18 protein-coding genes are annotated in these 19,235 nt (G+C 53.8%); 9 read left to right on the top strand and 9 right to left on the bottom strand.

Annotation, left to right across the window (positions count from 1 at the left end; translation table 11 throughout):
• Positions 1–19: 19 nt before the first annotated feature.
• From JF44_RS0103235 to JF44_RS0103205, 7 genes are all read right to left on the bottom strand, one after another.
• On the bottom strand, positions 20–928 hold the full coding sequence (locus JF44_RS0103235; RefSeq protein WP_033067513.1) for a DMT family transporter: 909 nt from the start codon (positions 926–928) through the stop codon (positions 20–22).
• Positions 929–1,287: 359 nt separating this feature from the next.
• Complete coding sequence (locus tag JF44_RS0103230; RefSeq protein ID WP_033067512.1) at positions 1,288–2,616, bottom strand: branched-chain amino acid ABC transporter permease; 1,329 nt, start codon at positions 2,614–2,616, stop codon at positions 1,288–1,290.
• Entirely contained in the window at positions 2,613–3,623 is a 1,011-nt protein-coding gene (locus JF44_RS0103225) for a branched-chain amino acid ABC transporter permease (protein WP_033067511.1), read from the bottom strand. Before JF44_RS0103225 ends, JF44_RS0103230 begins: the two co-directional genes overlap by 4 nt.
• A 12-nt stretch (positions 3,624–3,635) precedes the next feature.
• On the bottom strand, positions 3,636–4,343 hold the full coding sequence (locus tag JF44_RS0103220) for an ABC transporter ATP-binding protein (RefSeq protein WP_033067510.1): 708 nt from the start codon (positions 4,341–4,343) through the stop codon (positions 3,636–3,638).
• Positions 4,340–5,122, bottom strand: coding sequence for an ABC transporter ATP-binding protein (locus tag JF44_RS0103215; RefSeq protein ID WP_033067509.1), 783 nt, complete (start codon positions 5,120–5,122; stop codon positions 4,340–4,342). Before JF44_RS0103215 ends, JF44_RS0103220 begins: the two co-directional genes overlap by 4 nt.
• Positions 5,123–5,274: 152 nt before the next feature.
• Positions 5,275–6,471: an ABC transporter substrate-binding protein gene (locus JF44_RS0103210; RefSeq protein WP_033067508.1), complete on the bottom strand. Its 1,197-nt coding sequence runs from the start codon at positions 6,469–6,471 to the stop codon at positions 5,275–5,277.
• 135 nt (positions 6,472–6,606) lie between these two features.
• Positions 6,607–7,506 (bottom strand): LysR substrate-binding domain-containing protein, encoded by a 900-nt coding sequence (locus tag JF44_RS0103205; protein ID WP_033067507.1) that lies wholly within the window; start codon positions 7,504–7,506, stop codon positions 6,607–6,609.
• A gap of 163 nt (positions 7,507–7,669) precedes the next feature.
• Here JF44_RS0103205 and JF44_RS0103200 point away from each other — a divergent pair, with 163 nt between their 5' ends.
• From JF44_RS0103200 to JF44_RS0103175, 6 genes are all read left to right on the top strand, one after another.
• The gene (locus tag JF44_RS0103200) at positions 7,670–7,996 is read left to right on the top strand and encodes a hypothetical protein (RefSeq protein ID WP_033067506.1); all 327 of its coding nucleotides are present in this window, start codon (positions 7,670–7,672) and stop codon (positions 7,994–7,996) included.
• A gap of 232 nt (positions 7,997–8,228) precedes the next feature.
• Entirely contained in the window at positions 8,229–9,140 is a 912-nt protein-coding gene (locus JF44_RS0103195) for a helix-turn-helix domain-containing protein (protein ID WP_033067505.1), read from the top strand.
• A gap of 372 nt (positions 9,141–9,512) precedes the next feature.
• A complete protein-coding gene (locus tag JF44_RS0103190; protein ID WP_033067504.1) occupies positions 9,513–10,493 on the top strand; it encodes a C4-dicarboxylate TRAP transporter substrate-binding protein in 981 nt (326 codons plus the stop codon).
• An 88-nt stretch (positions 10,494–10,581) separates the two neighbouring features.
• On the top strand, positions 10,582–11,034 hold the full coding sequence (locus JF44_RS0103185) for a TRAP transporter small permease (protein WP_033067689.1): 453 nt from the start codon (positions 10,582–10,584) through the stop codon (positions 11,032–11,034).
• On the top strand, positions 11,034–12,314 hold the full coding sequence (locus tag JF44_RS0103180) for a TRAP transporter large permease (protein ID WP_033067503.1): 1,281 nt from the start codon (positions 11,034–11,036) through the stop codon (positions 12,312–12,314). The genes JF44_RS0103185 and JF44_RS0103180 overlap by 1 nt, the downstream gene beginning before the upstream one ends.
• A gap of 55 nt (positions 12,315–12,369) precedes the next feature.
• Positions 12,370–13,086 carry a GntR family transcriptional regulator gene (locus JF44_RS0103175; RefSeq protein WP_033067688.1) on the top strand — a complete coding sequence of 239 codons (717 nt, stop codon included), beginning with the start codon at positions 12,370–12,372 and terminating at the stop codon, positions 13,084–13,086.
• A gap of 99 nt (positions 13,087–13,185) precedes the next feature.
• Here JF44_RS0103175 and JF44_RS0103170 read toward each other — a convergent pair whose 3' ends face one another.
• Positions 13,186–14,025, bottom strand: a complete 840-nt coding sequence (locus tag JF44_RS0103170; protein ID WP_033067502.1) for an NmrA family NAD(P)-binding protein — start codon at positions 14,023–14,025, stop codon at positions 13,186–13,188.
• A 161-nt stretch (positions 14,026–14,186) separates the two neighbouring features.
• Here JF44_RS0103170 and JF44_RS0103165 point away from each other — a divergent pair, with 161 nt between their 5' ends.
• Complete coding sequence (locus JF44_RS0103165; RefSeq protein ID WP_033067687.1) at positions 14,187–14,813, top strand: TetR/AcrR family transcriptional regulator; 627 nt, start codon at positions 14,187–14,189, stop codon at positions 14,811–14,813.
• Between the two features lie 29 nt (positions 14,814–14,842).
• Here the strand turns inward: JF44_RS0103165 and JF44_RS0103160 are convergent, their stop codons facing one another.
• On the bottom strand, positions 14,843–15,913 hold the full coding sequence (locus JF44_RS0103160; protein ID WP_033067686.1) for an EAL domain-containing protein: 1,071 nt from the start codon (positions 15,911–15,913) through the stop codon (positions 14,843–14,845).
• Between the two features lie 252 nt (positions 15,914–16,165).
• On the opposite strand from JF44_RS0103160, the gene JF44_RS0103155 reads away from it, so the two are divergent.
• Complete coding sequence (locus JF44_RS0103155; RefSeq protein ID WP_033067501.1) at positions 16,166–16,969, top strand: helix-turn-helix domain-containing protein; 804 nt, start codon at positions 16,166–16,168, stop codon at positions 16,967–16,969.
• Positions 16,970–17,478: 509 nt separating this feature from the next.
• The gene (locus tag JF44_RS0103150) at positions 17,479–19,221 is read left to right on the top strand and encodes a tetratricopeptide repeat-containing sulfotransferase family protein (protein ID WP_033067500.1); all 1,743 of its coding nucleotides are present in this window, start codon (positions 17,479–17,481) and stop codon (positions 19,219–19,221) included.
• Positions 19,222–19,235: the final 14 nt, after the last annotated feature.

Below are 19,235 nucleotides of genomic sequence, written 5' to 3'. Positions count from 1 at the left end.
CGTCAAATTGTCCGATGTGTTATTTTGCGATGGCGGTCTTGGTTCGTACCGCAATGAATTTCGGAAGCTTGGCAAAAATCGTGATGTTGCCCAGCAACACCATCGCAAGCCCGGTCGCGCCAATCGGCGTCCAGACATAACCTTCAAGGAATGTCGAAACCGTAAGTGCGACGACCGGAAACAGCACCGTGACATAGGCCGCGCGCCCCGCGCCAACCCGGTTGACCAGCGCCAGATAGGCGATAAACGCCACCACCGATCCCGGAATCGCCAGATAGATCAGGCCGCCGATATAAAGCGGTTCGGTTGGCATGACCGGCGTCTGACCGCGCAAGGTGGCAAAGATAAACAACAAAACGGTGCCATAAATCATGCCGCGTGCAACCGCGTCCCGGTTCGGGATGCCCATTTTATTGAGTTTGACCGAAACCATGTTGCCCATGCTAAACACCGCCGTGCCACACAGGGCCAGGATCATGCCGGTGACAGCGTTGGCATTGTTCGACAGGGCGTAGATCTGATTGGCAAACAAACAGGCAATCCCCGCCAGCCCGAAGGCGGCACCAAAGACAAAGCGCAAACCGGGCCTATTGCCATAAAACGCCCAGTTGCCCAGCGCATTGAAAATGGTCGAGGTGGTGAAAATCACCGCGACAATGCCACTGGCGATATAGCCAGTCGCCGAATACATCAGGATAAAATTGATCCCGAAAAGTCCGCAGCCCAGAAGTACGATCCACGGATGCGCACGCCAGGGCACAGGACGCCATTTGCGGATCATTAAAAGGAAACCGCACAAAACGGCCGCGGCCAGGGCAAAGCGATAAAAGATCGAAATTTCAACCGGGATCGGCCCGATCTGAAGCTTGATCGCATACCAGGTAAATCCCCAGCAGGCGGTGACAATAACAAAAAGCAGGGCTGTCATTCTTTGGGGCTTTCAAAACAGCACGTGCGTGTGGTGGCACGAAGGAGATCAGGAATTGGCACAATGGACATGTGGGGCATCTCCATTGCATCTGTTGCGGACCAATAAGCCACAAAACGCCAATGCAGGCTTTCACAATCTTGCGCTGTTTTGCACATTTTTGCGGGCAAGGCCGAGTTAATCGGCCTGCGCGAATGAAGATGTTCTTTTGGGGAGTGCGTTGGCGCCCGGCAGGCATTGATGGAGCTGCATTGCAGGGCCGTTACGCGATGCGCTACTCAGGAGCTTGGTACGGCGGTCAAAAAAGCCGGGGCGGGCACAATCGGTTGATCGTGCCCGCCCCAAGCAGAAATCTGTGATCAGGACGAACGTGACGCCGCTGATCCACCTGTTTGTTCCGGTATCAGGCCCTTTGGCGCGAACCGCATGACGACAAGCAAGATTGCCCCCATCATCAGATAACGCATATAGGCCGCCCCTGAGACCAGGTGATCGGCAAGGCCGGAATCCTCACCCAGCGGTGCGGTTACGGTGGCCATGAACCAGTTGCCAAACGGCTCTGCTTCGACCCACAGGAACCAGATGATGAAACCACCCAGTATCGCACCCCAGTTGTTGCCCGAACCGCCAAGGATCACCATCACCCAGATCAGGAAGGTGTAGCGCAGCGGGATGTAACTGGTCGGGGTCAACTGACCGTCAAGCGTGGTCAGCATCGCACCGGCAATGCCGCAAACAGCACAGCCCAGAACAAAGGTCTGCAGATGGCGACGTTTGACGTCCTTGCCCATGGCTGCTGCCGCGTCACGGTTGTCACGGATGGCACGCATCATGCGGCCCCACGGGGATTTCAATGCCCGTTCGGCAAACCACATGATGATCGCCAGCACAATGACAAACAGCACCGCATAGCAAAGCTTCACAAACAGGCTGGCCGCATCCGAGAGTTCAGCAGCACCAAAGAAGTTCGCCAGATTGATGAACCATTCGCTTTCGATCAGGTTAACCTCGTAGGGCACGGGGCGAGGGATGCCGGTGACGTTTTTAACCCCACGCGACAGCCACTCTTCATACTTGATGACCGCAATGATGATTTCGGAAATACCAAGCGTGGCAATGGCCAGATAATCAGCCCGAAGCCCCAGCGCGATACGCCCGATAAGCCAGCCCGCACCCGCAGCCACCAGCCCGGCAAGCGGCCAGGCCAGAACAACCGGCAGACCAGCACCACCCAGATAACCGCTCAGTGCCGGATCGATGCTTTCAATTGCATCGGTCGCCGGACCAAAGAAAATGCCAATCACGAAATAGCCGGCCAGCATAAGCACCAGCGTTACCGGCAATTTCAGGACCGGCGGCACGACCTTGCGGGCGTAAATCACCGCGACAATCGTGCCAGCAAGGCTAAGCACCGACAGTGCGATATCCCCGCCTGCAACCGACCAGGCCTGTCCCACCGGTGGCATTGATACCAGAACGGCTGTCAGGCCACCAAGGGCGGTAAAGCCCATGACACCGACGTTGAACAGGCCGGCATATCCCCACTGCATGTTGACGCCCAGCGCCATCACCGCAGAGATCAAACAAAGATTGAAAATGCCAAAGGCGACGTTCCAGCTTTGAAGAAAGCCGATCACGATCAACACCAGGCACATAAGGCCATATAGGAGCGCAACCCTCTTCGTCATATTACTTTCCCACGAATGATGCCTGTTGGTCGGATCAGAAGAACCGCAACCAGGATGATGAAGGAGACCGCGAACTTGTAGTCAGTCGACAGCAGTTGCACGAGCCCGTCTGGCGCCCAGTCCGTCGGGCCGAGATAGGCAAGGAACTTCTTGAAGGCATATGTCACAACCACCTCCGAGAAGGCGACAATGAAGGCCCCCAGAATCGCGCCAATCGGTTGCCCGATGCCACCAAGGATGGTGGCCGCAAAGATCGGAAGCAGAATCTGCAGGAAGATGAAGGGCTTATAGGTCTTGTCAAGGCCGTAAAGCGTGCCTGCAATCGTTGCCAATGCCGCCGCGATGATCCAGCAGATCATCACCACGCGTTCCGGGTTGATGCCCGAAAGCAGGGCCAGATCCTCGTCATCGGAATAGGCGCGCATTGCCTTGCCCGAACGGGTTTTCTGCAGGAACCAGAACAGCCAGGCCACAACGATGGCGGTGACGACGACGGTGATGACCTGGCTTTGTTTGATGGCGATGCCTTCATCCAGACCCAGTGCCCTGCGCGAATCAAACGCACCGATGATAAAGCGTTCACCATCGGCGAAGCTTTGATCGGCCGGGCCGATGACGATGCGGATGATCCCGGCAAGCAGGAACATAACGCCGACCGAAACAATGGCAAACACAATCGGATTGGAGCGTTGTTTGCGATAGAACCGGAAAACCGACCGATCCATCAAAAGCGCCATGCTGACGGCAGCCAAAACGCCGATGGGTAATGCCAAAAGCGCGGTCGGGAAGGGGGCGATGCTCACACCCATATTTTGCAGGAACCAGGTGACCAGAATTGTGATCATGGTGCCAAATGACATCAACTCGCCATGCGCGAAGTTGGCAAAGCGCAGGATGCCAAAAATAAGTGTGACGCCCAGCGCCCCGAGGGCGAGCTGCGCACCATAGGCAGTCGCCGGAACGACCACGAAATTGGTGAACAGCGCAAGTGCGTTAAGAATTTCCATTCAATACCCCATTTACCCGCCCAGGAAGGACCGGCGGACTTCTTCGTTGGCGAGAAGGGCTTCGCCCGTATCGGTGAACCGGTTCCGTCCCTGCACCAGGACGAACCCGTGATCGGCGATCTCTAGTGCCTGACGGGCATTTTGTTCGACCATAAGGATGGCGACGCCAGTTTTGGCGACTTCCACAATCTTGTCGAACAATTCATCCATCACGATCGGCGAGACGCCAGCGGTTGGCTCGTCAAGCATCAGCAGTTTCGGCTGCGTCATGAGCGCACGGCCCACGGCAACCTGTTGGCGCTGCCCCCCGGAAAGCTCGCCTGCGGGCTGATTGCGTTTTTCCGCCAAAATCGGGAACAGGCTGAAAATCTGTTCCTTGGTGTCTTCGATTTTGTCATCGGTCCGGATGAAGGCCCCCATTTCAAGGTTTTCTTCAACCGTCAGCGAAACGAAAACGTTGCGGTTCTGCGGAACAAATCCCATGCCCTGTGGAACACGATCCTGCGGGGCAAGGTTGGTGATGTCCTTGCCATCCAGCGTTACTGACCCTTTACGCAGGTTCAGCATGCCAAAGACCGCCTTCATGGCCGTTGATTTTCCGGCTCCGTTGGGGCCGACGACGACCGCGATCTCGCCTTTTTCGACGGTGATCGTACAATCATGAATGATGTCAGTACCGCCATAGCCGCCGGTCATACCGGTTGCGCTTAAGAAACTCATGCTGGCGCCTTCCGTTCATGCTTGCGACCCGTACCGAGATAGGCCTCGATGACCTCCTCGTTGTTCTTGACCTCTTCAATCGTGCCCTGGGTCAGAAGCTTGCCTTCTGCCATGACGATGACGGGATCACACAGGCGTGCGATGAAATCCATGTCATGCTCGATCAGGCAAAACGTATAGCCGCGTTCCTCGTTAAGGCGCTTGATTGAAGTGCCAATGGTATTGAGAAGCGTACGGTTCACGCCCGCGCCAACCTCGTCAAGAAAGACGATCTTGGGCTCCACCATCATGGTGCGGCCCAGCTCCAGAAGCTTTTTTTGCCCCCCCGAAAGGTTGCCAGCCAGTTCATCCTTGATGTGATCAATCTCAAGAAAATCGATCACTTCGAGCGCACGCTCGTAGTTTTTTGCTTCGATTTCCTTCACGCGGGAGAAATTGAACCAGCTATGGCGCAGCTGTTCGCCCGGTTGTTCCCCGGGGACAACCATCAGGTTGTCAAGAACACTCAACGTCGAGAATTCGTGCGCGATCTGGAAGGTGCGCAACAACCCCTTGTGGAAAAGCTCGTGCGGTTCCAGCCGGGTGACATCTTCGCCATCAAGGAATATCTGCCCGGACGACGGCGGAAAAACGCCTGCAATAATATTGAACAGCGTTGTTTTTCCAGCACCGTTCGGCCCGATCAGACCGGTTATGGAGCCTTTTTCGATCGATAGCGATACGCCATCGACCGCCTGAATACCGCCAAAATTCTTGGCGATGTTTTCGACCCTTATCATTCGAAATTTTCGACCTTTGTCATGGACTGATTACGTGGTCAGTCCCGTGTACCTCACCGGGTTTCCTCAATGAAGGCCCGGTAATAGAGGAACTGCCAGAGACCGAAGTCTCTGACAGTTCCAGCGTTATTAGCCATCATTAAATGATTGGCTTAGTGGTACATTTCCGTCTTCCACGCGCCGTCGACGATTTGCGTTTCGCGGAAGCTACCAGCGGACTCGCCCGGCTCGATCAGCTCAAGTGCGGTACCACCGACATAGTCGATTTCACCACCATCAGCGAGGATCTGAAGCGCCTTGGCCAGTTCGCCCGGATAGATTTTTTCGCCCGGTGCGTTGGCGACTTTAAGGACGTGGTCTTTGTAAACCGCGCTGTCGGTCGAACCTGCGGACTGCATGGCAAGCAGCAGCAGTGCAGATGCGTCATAGGCTTCCGGGACATAGGGGTCATCACCCTTAAATCCTTTGTCCTTGGCCAATTCAGCCAGCATCGAAGCGCCGGGGCTGTCGGTGCCCGGGTTGGTGCCAATGGAACCGTCCAGTGCATCGCCGAAGTTATCGGTCAGTGCTTCGCCAACCATGCCATCGGGAAGGATGAAGGTTTCGAACGCACCGGTATCAAGCGATGCCTGGATGATGCCTTTGCCGCCCTGATCAAGATAACCAGCAACGATCAGAACTTCACCACCGGCAGATGCCAGCGTGCCGATCTCAGCAGAGTAGTCGGCTTTGCCGTCTTCATGTGCTGCAACGGCAGTAATTTCGCCACCTTTTGCTTCGTAGGCTGCCTGAATGGCGTCTGCAAGGCCTTTACCATAATCGTTGTTGGTATAGGTCAGTGCTGCCGATTTGATGCCGCGACGATCAAGGATCTCTGCAAGGATCTGGCCCTGACGTGCATCCGAAGGCGCGGTGCGGAAGAAGTAGCCGTCATCTTCGATTTCGGTCAGTGCCGGCGAGGTTGCCGACGGCGAGATCATGACGACGCCGTTTGCACGGACAACGTTGTTGAGGATGGCTGTGGTCGCACCAGAGCAGGTTGCCCCGTTGATGCCGTGAACGCCATCAGAGGTCACCAGACGATCAGCTGCTGCGGATGCGGCAGCCGCATCGATGCAGGTGCTGTCACCGCGTACCGAAACGACTTCACGGCCACCAAGCAGAAGACCGCTGTCGGATACTTCCTGAATGGCCAACTCACCGCCCAAAGCCATCGGCTTAACAAGCGATTCGGTCGGGCCGGTGAAGCCTTGCAGCATTCCGATTTTGACCGGGTCCTGAGCGGCTGCGCCAGCGACGACAGCCGTCGACAATGCTGCCGAAAGGAGAATGGTAGATAGTTTTCCCATAGTATGACCTTCCCTGTGTTATTGGCCTTTTATATTCGAAGGGCAGTATACAGAAAAGAAAACACGTTTCCACCTTCTTAACCGACAGTTGTCAAACAGCCTTGGTGTCGCCGTTTGTCTGCAGAATCCCGGTGTTTATGCAAACAGCCGCATGCCGCGTTCAGATATTTTGTGGAAACTGGCGACAACATGTTCGGCCAGCGCATCTTCAATTGCACCATGCCCGTCACGTTTGGCCAGTGTCATGCTGTATTCACCAAGTTCGGGCAGGCCATGACGCGGGCCAAGGTGGACCAGCTCATCGGAAATAACGCTGATCGGGACAGGGGCAACCGCAAGGTCTGCGCGCACTGCGGCAATCTGGGCCTGGCAAAATTCGCTGGTATAGGCGATGCGATAGTTCACACCGGCATCATCAAGCCCCCGAAGCGCAATGGTCCGCCAATAACATCCGTGTTCGGCCATGGAAACGGGCAGGGGCGTTTTTTCATATGCCGTACCATTGCGTGCCCCCAGCCAGACCAGAGGTTCGGAATGAATAGGAGGGGAGCTATCAAGTTCCGGGTCATAACTGAAAATCGCAATATCAAGTTCACCCCTGGCGATTCGCTGTCGCAAATCGCGTGTCGGGCCAAGGCGGACTTCGACATTGACGTGGGGGTGGCTATCAGCAAAGCGCCGCAGAATTTCAGGTGTTGCGATAATGCCGGTGTCATTGGGCGCGCCCAGCCGCACTGTGCCCGAAAAAGCCGGGGCATGAAAATGCGACATTGCTTCGTCGTTCAGTTTCAGCAACCGACGGGCATAGCCCAAAAGCACCTCGCCATCCTCGGTCATCGTCACCTTGCGCGTTTCGCGTTTGAACAGTTCGCGCCCGACCGTACCTTCAAGTTTTTTGACCTGCAGGCTGATGGCAGACGCACTTCGATGGACCTTTTCTGCCGCCCGCGAAAAATTGCCGGTTTCGCAGATCGCAACAAAAGTCCGGGCAAGATCAAGGTCAAGATTATGTATGACAGGGGCAGTGGAATTCATCGACGGGCCTCTTTGATCAGGAGATCACCTTTTGACCCGAACCGGTGAAAAGGCAAAAAATCCATTCTATGAGTTTTTCTAATCAATGAGATTAAATCTTCTCGTTTGATTAATCAATGAGGAAAGCTCAATCTGTTGAAATCAACGATTGGAGAATCTCATTATGAAGTCAGTCATATCTTATGAGCACGACCCACGCACCGTTCTGCTCCATGGTTCCGACCGGGGCGCGGAACTTTCATCTGCACCGCTTGGCCTCGTCGGGCATTTGCGTGCTGCCATGGAAGCATGGCACGAAGAACGTCACGCGATGAAGGCGCATGACGCAGGATCGGCGTCCAATGCGCAGACGATGCGAGATATTTCAAACCTAACGGTGGCGGAACTTCATGATTGCCGCCGTGATCATGCCGGTGAATTTGCCCAAACCGGAGATGTGCTTTCGGGGTTGGTTCTTAATTGGCCGTCACCGCCGGGCAAGCCATCTTGATGGGCGGACACTATCACGCTTTTTCAAAGCCATTCCCCGTCGTTCTTGCCAATATTGTATTTGGTCATTCGGTTTCTGATTTCAGATCAATGATCGGAATATTGTCTGGCAGCGCGGCGGGGGCTTGGTCTTTTCACATTCTTGCGCAAATCGGGGCTGCATTGCATTTGGATCGCTTTGCAAATTTGGTGTGCGGTGCGATGATCAGGCTGGTTAATGTCGGTAACAGGTCATGTCACAGTTCGGATCATTCTTTCAGCCCAACGGGCGGTATCAGAAGTTTGAAGTCTTCAATCAATTGATTGGGGATGCAAATCTGCTGCGCGCCGGGGACTTTGGTGACAGCATTTCGGCGGCCCACTGGCGGCGCAAGGCCGACGTGATGACGCGCTATACCGACCCGAACCATCACACCATCAGTCTTTACGTAAATGGCGGCACCGGTATCCAGCGGAAAATCGGCGCAGACCCGATGAGCGGCGGGGGCCCCGGACGCTGTTGTTTGATGCCGGCCCACCTGACATCGGATTGGGTCGTCCAGGGCGAGGTGGAACTCTTTCATCTGTATATCCCCCATGCGGCCTGGGAACGGTCAGTGGTCGAGGTCTTCGATGTCGAACCCAATGCGGTCGAAGTGCCTGAAAAGACCTTTTTCCTTGATCCGCTGATTGAGAAAACCGTGCGTTGCGCCATGTTGCCGCTTGACTGGAATGCTCCGGCAGATCGCATGGCGATGTCCAACGCCGGGCAGCTTTTGATGGGCCATATGCTGCGCAGCTATTCATCGCGGCGCGATTTGGGGATCAAGGTGCGCGGCGGGTTGTCTCCGGCAATCAAGCGTCGGGTGTTTGATTTCATTGACGCCAACCTTGATCTGCCACTTACGATCGAAGAATTGGCAGATGTCGCTGATCTGTCGGCCTATCACTTTGCCCGGATGTTTCGCAAAACCGTGGGCGAAACACCGCATCAATGCGTTCTGCGGCGGCGCATAGAAAGGGCCATGCAAATGCTGCGTGACGGGAGCAGTTCCGTTGCCGAGATTGCCTTTGCGACCGGTTTCTCCAGTCAGGCCCATCTCACCACCCGCTTTAACCGCTTTACCGGCCTGACCCCGGCGAAATATCGCGATATCGCGCGCTAACGCAATCTTTCTCTAGGTGGCATTTGCCTCTGGAAGACGGTCGCGTTCCCATTTCCGGGTCGGAAAATCATCAAATCTTTCCCCCCCCCCACACACACAAACACATCCTTTGTGATGACGCACAACTGTGTCGTCACCGTGTGATCGCTTGTGTTTTGCCGCGACTATGAAAATGGTTTTTCGACCTGTTATGGCGCGAAGGTTGCGCGTCAAGCACAGGGCGGCCGGCAAAAAATTAAAGTAACTATATAATATTAAATGATTTTATTGGGTTGAGAAATCCGTTGACAATATTAAGGCGAGATATCTAGAATTTCAAATCAACTGAAATATCAATTTAACAAGAACCAATCCAACGGGAGGAAATCCAAAATGAAACTCAACATGAAAACACTTGGGCTGTGCGCAGTTGTCGCAGGGGCATTGGCTGCGACCACGCCTGTAATGGCGGAAACAACGCTGCGCATCGGGACGGTTTTGTCACCGAATGATCCGATGGGGCAGGGACTTGAAAAGTTCAAAGCCGAAGTCGAAAAAGCCACCAATGGTGACGTTGTGATCGAGGTTTTCCACAACTCGCAGCTTGGCGACACCACGGAAATGATTGATCAGGCACGTGCCGGTGCTGCTGTGGGTACCGTGACCGATGTGGCACGTCTTTCCAGTTTTGTACCGTCGCTTGCGATCATGTCTGCACCGTTCCTGTTTGATACCTATGATCAGGCTGACAAATTTGCCCTGTCTGAAGAATATCTTGGTTGGGGTGAAGAACTGCGCGAGAAATCCGGCCTCGTGATGATCGCATCGAACTGGTATCAGGGCGCGCGCCATGCGCTGACGCAAAAGCCGATTTCCGGCCCGGCGGATCTTTCGGGTGTGCGTATGCGGACCATCGGTGCACCGGTCTGGATTGAAACCATCCGCGCAATGGGTGCAGAGCCGACCCCGATTGCCTGGGGCGAAGTCTATAGCGCGCTTCAGCTTGGCACGATCGACGCGGCCGAAGCACAGCCGACCGCCATCTGGAATGCCAAACTTTACGAAGTGATCAAAAACGTTACCAAGACTGGTCACATTCAGCTTGTCACCGCCCTTGTCGTTGGTGCCGGTGCCTGGGATGAAATTTCCCCTGAAAACCAGAAGATCGTGCGGGATCTGGCCGTTGAAAATGGTCGTTATGCATCTGGTCTGACCATCGAACTTGGTGACAAGGCGCTTGCAGACGTTGCCGCCAGCGGCGTTGACGTCAGTGAAGTCGATCTGGCTCCGTTCAAGGAAGCTGTCGCGCCAGTTTACCAGATGCTTGATCTCGAAGCAGAAGCAAAGATCGTGAACAAGGTTCTCGGTCGCTAAATTTCCATATCTCCAAGACTGCCTAAAGCAGGTGCGTTGCTGCAATCAAAAGGCAACGCACCTCAACCTTCAGAACGGAATTGAATACATGCTCAAGCGAATTGAGTTTGCCTTTGGCGGAGCGCTGCTTGTCGCGGTTGTGTTGCTTGTTGCGGTAGCATCCATCGCCCGTGCAATGGGATCGCCGATCATCTGGTCGGTCGAGATGGCCCAACTGATCTTTGCCTGGTTGTGCATGCTTGCAGCCGACATTGCGATGCAGGATGACCGCCATTTCGGGCTTCAGATCATCAAGGAAGTGCTGTCGCCAGGTGCGGCGTATCTGGTCGAGATTTTCAACATCCTTGTCATCATCGGCTTCCTTGCCTTTCTGCTTTACTACGCTTGGGGAAATATGATTTTGATGCATCCGCGTCTGGTGGGGGCTGCACAGATCAATGCGTCCTACATTCATGCGTCAATGGTGGTGGGTATCCTTTTAATGATGCGCACCATGATCGCACAGCTTGTTCGCCGACTGCGTCATAGGGGGGCAAACTGATGCTTATCCTGATCGCGGGCCTGTTTACGGTCTTTTTGGTGATCGGCATGCCGGTTGCCTTTGCTCTTGGCCTTGCTTCCATTCCGGTCTTTGTCATGACCGGTGCGATGCCGCCAACCGTTGTTATTCAGAAAATGGTCACGGCAACCCAAAGCTTCCCGCTACTGGCAGTACCGTTCTTTATTCTTGCCGGTAACCTGATGAATGTGACGGGCATTACCTATCGCCTTGTGAAATTCGCCCGGCTGTTAACCGGCTGGATGGCTGGTGGTCTGGCACAGGTTTCCATTGTGCTGAGCTTCATGATGGGCGGTATTTCCGGATCGGCCGTGGCCGATGCCTCGATGGAATCGCGCCTGCTGGGCCCAAGCATGATCAAACAAGGGTATTCCAAGGCACACACAGCAGCAGTTCTGGCATTTGGTTCGGTGATAACGGCCACCATTCCACCAAGCATCGGCCTGATCCTGTTTGGGTTTGTCAATGAAGTCTCCATCGGGCGTCTGTTCTTGGCTGGTGTATTGCCGGGCATCTTTTTGACCATCGTTTTGATGATCACGACCTGGATGGTGGCGAGGAAGAATGGCTACAAACCCGATCTGCCAAAAGTGCCAAATGGCAAGGAACTCTGGACAAGTTTTTCCGAAAGCGTTTGGGCGCTGGCATTTCCGGTGATCCTGATTGTCGGTTTCCGGTTTGGCATCTTTACAGCAACCGAAGCCGGCGCGTTCCTTGTGTTCTATGCGCTGTGTGTCGGGATGTTTGTTTATCGCGAACTTGATTTCAAAAAGTTCTACGAGGCAGTTTCCGGATCGATCTCGGATCTTGGCATGGTGATGTTGCTGATCATCATGGCAGCGGTTCTTGGCTATGCGATGACCATCGAACGCGCCCCACAGCAAATCACGGAATTTGTCACCACGCTTACCGAAAACCCAACCGCCATTCTGATCCTTGTTGTCATGGTGCTGGTGGTCAGCGGCATGTTCCTTGAGGGGGCGGCCAATATCCTGTTGGTGACACCGATTGTCATGCCGGTTCTTGTCAGTGCCGGATATGACCCGGTTCACATGGGCATCCTGATTGTCACATTGATCAACTTTGGTGGTTTGACGCCGCCGGTCGGCGTGATCATGTTTACGGTATGCGGGATTTTGGATGTCAAAACAGGGGCCTATGCGCGGGCGTCCATTCCATTCTTTATTGCCATGGTGCTGTTCTTTGTACTGATGGCAGCAGTGCCAGGTTTGACATTGTTGTTGCCCGATACATTGATGTAATGAAAGTTCGAGACGGATTAAGGCATTTGCAAATTTGCCGAGGAGACAGATGAAAATGAATACATCTACGGGCGGGCTGCTTGCCATGCATGAAGGCGGGGTAAAAACCAACGCCCATGTTCCGGCCTCGGCGCTGGTTTATGAAGAAGTCAGGAACCGGATCATCTCGCTGACACTGCCGCCTGAAACGACGCTTGTGCGTGCAGAACTGGCAGATAGCTTCAATGTCAGCCAGTCACCCGTGCGCGAAGCGATCATGCGTCTTGAGCAGGATGGTCTTGTGGTGTCCTATCCGCAATCGCGTACTGTGGTGACCAAGATCGATGTTGCGCGCATTCGCGAAGAACATTTTTTGCGTGTTGCCGCGGAATGTGAAGTGGTCCGGCAATTGGCAGAAGCCAAGGATTCAGCTGCGGTGGTCAAGGCCAAGGGCATTGTGAAAATGCAAGAGGCGCTGGTTGGCGATATTGAGCAGATCGATCTTTTCAAGCAGCTTGATGAAACTTTCCACGCAGCACTTTTCAATGGTGTGAACCAGTCCAATCTGCATCTGCAGATTACCGCACGAAGCGGGCATCTTGCGCGGGTGCGGACGCTTGATTTGCCACGCGGTGGTAAGATGGTTTCGGTTCTTGAAGGTCACAAGGCAATCATCGCTGCCATTCAGTCCGGTGATGGCAATGCGGCAAGTATGGAAATGCGAAAGCATTTGTCGGGGACCATGGAACGGTTGCCACAAATTATCGATGAGAACAGGGAATTGTTTTCATAATCCGGCCCTGATCCGGCCGTGTTGACGGATCCATGCGGCCGACTTCAAACCGCCAAAAGGCGCGCAGCAGATATTTTGCTGCGCGCCTTTTGTGTTGGGTCAGGCGCGTTTTGCAACGTCCCATATGCCGGTTTTGGCAACATCTTCGACAAAATTACGCAAACTGTTGGGCTGGCGTCCCAAAATCTTCTGAACGTCGTTGGTTGGTTGACTGTTGCGACCATCAAGGACTTCGGAAAACAAATAACGGATCAAACCGCGGAAATCTTCGGGGACGCCATCGACCTCAAGACCAGCATCAAGTTGATCAAGCGTAACCGTAACGAAATCAACCGGGTGATTGGTTGCGGCGGAAATCATTTGGGTAACTTCGGCAAAGGTCAGCGCCGTTGCGCCCGACAGCTCATAGGTTTTGCCGATATGGGATGGATCAAGCAGGCAGGCAACCGCGCATTCGGCGATATCGTTTGCATCAATAAACGGTTCGGGTGTGTCGCCAGCGGGCAGGGCAAGGGTGCCTTGCTGAATGTAGGGCAGGAAAAGGTCCTCGTTGAAATTCTGGAAGAACCAGTTGGCGCGCAACACGGTTGCATCCGCCCCGGAATGACGCAAGGCGTCTTCGGCCCGATGGGCTGCCTCTTCGCCGCGGCCTGAAAGCATGACAATGCGTTTCGCGCCATGTGCCAGCGCACGTTTGGCAAAATTGCTAATGATGTCGGCTGATCCGGGAACGGCAAGATCGGGCTGAAAAGTGACGTAAACCGCATCGCGGTCACGCAGGGCATCATCCCAGGTGTACGGATCGGTCCAGTCAAACGCCGGGGTCGTGCTGCGGGATACAGCACGGACATCGTGACCAAGTGTGGTGAGTTTTTCAGCAACGCGACGGCCGGTTTTGGCCGTCGCGCCAAGAACAAGAAAGCGTGGATTGGTTGACATAACAAGGGCTCCTGACATGAATTTCAAAATGTGAGCAATCCTCACATTTGCCAAATGTGATAAATCCTCATATTTTGATCGTCAAGAGTTTGTGTTTGTCACAAACCTGTGAAAACATGTCAGATCAGCTAAAATCTATGGGCGAAGAAGGGGGCAAGTGTTTGTCGGATAACGTAAAAAAGATGCGCCGTGCGCCAACGCAAAAAAGAAGCCGCGAACGGGTCGACACCATCCTGAAAGTCGCCTGTGAGTTGATTTCTACCCATGGCAGTGACGCAATAAAGATGGGGGAACTCGCGGAAAAGGCGGGAGTCTCTATCGGGTCGCTGTATCAGTACTTCCCCGACAAGGCATCGGTGATTCATGCGCTTGCCGAACGCTACAATGCCGAATCCCTGCATTGCATCGAAGATGCTCTTGCCAGTGTCTCAACGGCGGATGAACTGGTGAAGGCCTTTGATCAGCTTATTGATACCTATTACGAGCTGTTTCTGGCCGAACCGGTGATTTGCGATATCTGGACGGGCACGCAGGCGGACAAGACACTGCGCGATATGGAAATGGACGTCAGCCGGGCCAATGCAGATCAGCTGACCAAGGCTGTTTTGCGTGTGCGTCGCAATGATGGTGATTTCAAAACATTTGCCGCCCGCTGCTTGCTGATTATGTATTCCGGCGAAGCCACCATGCGTTTGGCCATCGCCGTTCCCAAGGCCGAGGGACGTGAAATCGTATCAAGCTACAAGCGGATGGTGCGACGTGAACTCAGCGACATGGTACGTGTCTAGGGGGCTATTTAACCTGGGCGATGAAACCGTTAAGCCGCCGGGCCCTTGAACGGGGCTGGTGTCGGGCGGCCAAGCAAAAATCCCTGAACGTAATCAACGTCGTGTGCCATCAGGAAATCAAGTTCTTCCTGGCGTTCGATGCCCTCGGCAACAACTTCAATATCAAGCTGCTTTGCCAGTGCGATCAGTTTGCTGACAATCGCCTCTTTGAACTTGTCCTGATCGACGTGATCAATCAGTTCCCGGTCGATTTTTATGATGTCCGGGCGAAGTTCGGGCAACAGGTTCAGGGTTGAATAGCCCGATCCGACATCGTCAAGCGCAACACGGAACCCCGATGCACGATAGGATTCAAGGATCGCGCTCAAATGGGCAGTGCTGCGCACCTTTTCGGTTTCAATCACTTCAAAGACCACATTCTTGCGATCCACATTGCACTCTTCGACCACTTCAATGGTCGATCTCAGGCACGAATCCGGATCATAGATTGAGCTGGGCGTGAAATTGATAAACAGGTTCCCCTGAACCCCGGCCTTTATTGCGTTGCGGACATTTGCAGCCCGCGCGGCCCGATCCAGCTGGAAAAGTAGTGTGGCGGACTGGGCCGCTTCAAAAAGCTGCGCCGGATTGATCACAGAACCATCGGGGGCTGCACCGCGAATAAGGCATTCGTGGGCGTAGGGCATATTAAGGTTTTTGCACGAAAAAATCGGCTGAAAGACGGAGTTCAGGCGACTTTCACGCAACAGTTCCCCCAGCCATTCCCCACCGATTGCCGCCCGGATGGCGCCAAGGCTCGTGATCCGTGAAATATCATCGATCTCCGGGGTGTCAGTACCTGGCATGATCAGGGCCTTGGTGTCTGCGAGTTCTTCTGGCAGCAGATCAATTGAGATGGCGTCGATCAGGGCGCGGAGCCCCGGTCGGCTGTAAGGGCAGGACAGGGTTGCGACGGATGGCGTTTTTTTGAAATTGATATCAATGGCTTTTGCCCCGGCCAGAATTTTACCTGTTGTATGCGCGACAGGTGGCCAGAGATAAAGTGTTCCATTGGTGGGGGCGATTTCCGGAATCACATCACATTTCTCGCAGTAGGTCACTTTGGTCTTCTCCGTTCGTCCTGCATGGTGCGTCTTGTTGCGCCCTGTTGGCAAATTTGCGCATGCTTTCTTCAGTGTATATGGCCTGCAACAAACAAGAAACCAGTAGGGTAAGATATATTAATCAACGTGTTAGAAAATATTTGACCGGGCTTGATATCACTCGGGCTTTGATCCTGTGTCCGTCAAATAGTCTGGCGAATATGCGCCGTGCTGATATTGTTGATGTGTTACTGCCCGTCAGAGGACCAAATGCACTACAGCTTGCGGCAATATCGCGACGAGGCGCAAAGCCACAGTCACAGCGATTTTCATCAGATCATCATTTCCGACCTTGGCACGCTTGAGCTTGAAGTTGAAGGGTGTGGTGGGGAGGTCTGTGGTCGGCGGATGGCATTTGTTGAAGCCGGAAAAACCCATGCTTACCGCGCAGAGGGCCTTAACCGGTTTTTTGTGCTTGATGTTGATGCTGATCTTGCCAGTCAAACAGGAATTGAAGCTCTGTGGGCGGAACATGGGCAGGCGGCGACCTATCTTGATGTTCGCCATGACCAACAGGCTGGTTTGATGGGGCTACTCGGTGGTCTGTCGACCAGGGCAAGGGGCCGATTGCCAGCGAGTGCAGGCGAGGTGAGCCAGCAAGATGATTGCGATGAAGAATGGCTGGTGGCGGCTGTCAGGCAGATTCTTGCAACCAGTCGCAAGGCTGATCTTTTTCGGGACGTTTCGGCCCAAAATCTGCCCGTCCGGCTGAGCCGTGTGATGGCATGGGCCGAGGCCCGGTTGGGCGAGGACATCACAATCACCGATTTGGCGGGGGTCGCGTCACAATCTGAAAGCAGCTTGTTTGCCGCATTCCAGCGTCATTTGGGGACGAGCCCGATCCGCTGGCTGACGGAACAGAGGTTGCAGATGGCGATGGCGCTTTTGCGTGATCCGGATTTCGATTTATCAATATCTGAACTGTCTGGAGTTGTCGGATTCACGGACCAAAGCGCATTTTCGCGTGCGTTTTCGCGCAGATTCGGCCGTGCGCCGGTATCGCTGAAGCGATAGCGGCAAAACCCTACCGGCCCGAAGAAATACAGCATCCCCGAAACAGAAAAATCAGGTCTGCATCATCTGACATATCGGGTGAACATACCGGTGTGGCAATTCAGTCACATTTACGTGAATAGCGGTCAGGAAGTATATGTTTTTGCTATGCGACATGAAATAACTGACCTATAGTCGTCTGGTGCTTGGGGAGGGGGCGTAGATAACATGTTACGCATCCAGGGACAGATGAATGATACATTCAAGGTACGACACGGCGCTTGAAAAAAGGCGTTTAATGTCATCGGCCTATTTTGATCGCGCAGCCATGCTTGCTGCGCACGGGTCTGACGATCTTTCATTACGAATGTCGTCGCCGAGTAAATCAGCAAAAACAATCAAACAGTTTTCTGGAATCTGACCGCAATCAGCGCAGTATTTGCGCTGTGCACTGCAATATTGACGACTTGAAGACACGCATTCGTTGGTGATCATTGGTCGTTTAAGGTGAATTTTGATTAGGGGGCCCGATGGCGAACCCACGTGTTGACGTCTCGGAACAAGTTAAAAAAGCCATGGCAGCAGGCGATTTCGTCACTGCAGCCGATACCGGTGCCCATCTTCTCAAGACCCATTCCCGCGATGTTTTCCTAAATGTCATTACGTCAGTTGCAGAAATTCACGCAAAACGGTTCTCTCGGGCTGGTGCGCGTCTTAAACGGTTGATCGCCGAGGTGGGGCCGGAAAATCAGTATTTTTCGCCGATCCTGCAAAACCTTCACGAATATGCCCGCATCACGGGTGATTTTTCCTCTGTTGTTCAGGTACTTGAAAGCAAGCGCCAAAAGCAGAACGCACACCCGATATATGCAGAGGCAATTGCCAATCTTGTCATGGAGCGTCTTAACCGGCAGGGCATGGCAAGGCTCTATTCAAAAGATATCTACCACGCAATTCGCCTGCTTGAGAAATTGCCCCATGACTACTTCAGGGCACGCGAAGCCAAGGAAGTTCTGGCGCGTCTATATGTCCATTGCGAAGCGACCGACAAGGCCTTTGCCTTGTTATCCGAGTTGGTTGCAGAGAAACCTGATGACCGGGCGTTGCGTTTGTTTCAGCTTTCGGCACTTGCAATATCGGGCGAAGTGGCAGCCGCGACAAACTGTGCACTTTCGCTGATTGATGATTATGCCGATATCGGCCCACGCCCGTATCTCGTGCTTTGCTATCTTTCGCCATTGGCTTTGCCGGAAAACAGCGAACAGGTCCTCGAGACTTATCTGGGTAATAAGGCCAACCCGGTCATTGATCGGTTTCAGGCGGCCTTTGCCTTGGGGGCGATGGCGGAAAGCCGCAACGATATGAAAGCCGCATTCTCATGGTATCAGACGGGCCATGAGATTAGTGCGGCAATTGCGCCCTATGACATTGCCGCCGAGAAAAAGTCTTTTGAGCGTATTCGCACGCTTTTGAAAAATGACGACCTTGATGATCAGCCGCGCTCTATCTCACAGCCCTCAGCTGATGATTTGACGCCGGTCTTTATCGTCGGCATGCCGCGTTCCGCGTCGACACTTGCCGAGAGCATTCTTGGCACGCATTCGGATGTATACGGCGCTGGTGAAATTGGTGACTTTGCCCATATCGTGGCGGACGTCACAGGAGTTACTGAAATTGCCGAGCAGATGGAGAAGTTGGGCAAGGCCCAAATCCATGAAATACGACGACGGTATCTTGCCGCTTTGCGCGGATATGCGCCGGATGCCCGCTTTGTAATCGACAAGAATTTGGGCAACCTGAAGAGAGTCGGGATAATCCGGCTTGTTTTCCCGAATTCTCCGATCATCTACATGCGCCGTAATCCGATTGCGACCTGTGTATCGATCTATACAACGCCGTTTGTTACTTCAATGCGCTACGCCGATGATCTCAATGATCTCGCAGCTTATTACCAAGAAGCCGAAGCATTGATGAGCGATTTTGTCGCCACCGATAAGCTCAATACCGTGTTTGAGCTCGATTACGAGGCGTTGGTTGCTGATCCGGAAACTGTTGGACGCGCTTTCTTCACCCATTGTGGTGTCGAGTGGGACCCGAGTTGCCTTGAATTTTATCGTTCAGAGAAAGTCGCGCGCACAGCAAGTATGTTGCAGGTCAGAAGGCCGGTGAACAGCGATTCTGTTGACAAGTGGCGACGGTTTGAACCCTATATCAGCCCGCTTTTGATTCTCGATGATGCCGAGGAAGAAACCTCTAAAAGGAAAGCGTCCTAAGGGGCGTTAAAACG

Origin of the sequence: Thalassospira australica (assembly GCF_000763295.1) — a bacterium.
Lineage (GTDB): Bacteria > Pseudomonadota > Alphaproteobacteria > Rhodospirillales > Thalassospiraceae > Thalassospira > Thalassospira australica.
Note: the sequence above shows the minus strand (reverse complement) of the source record. Positions and strands in the feature narration are given on the sequence as shown.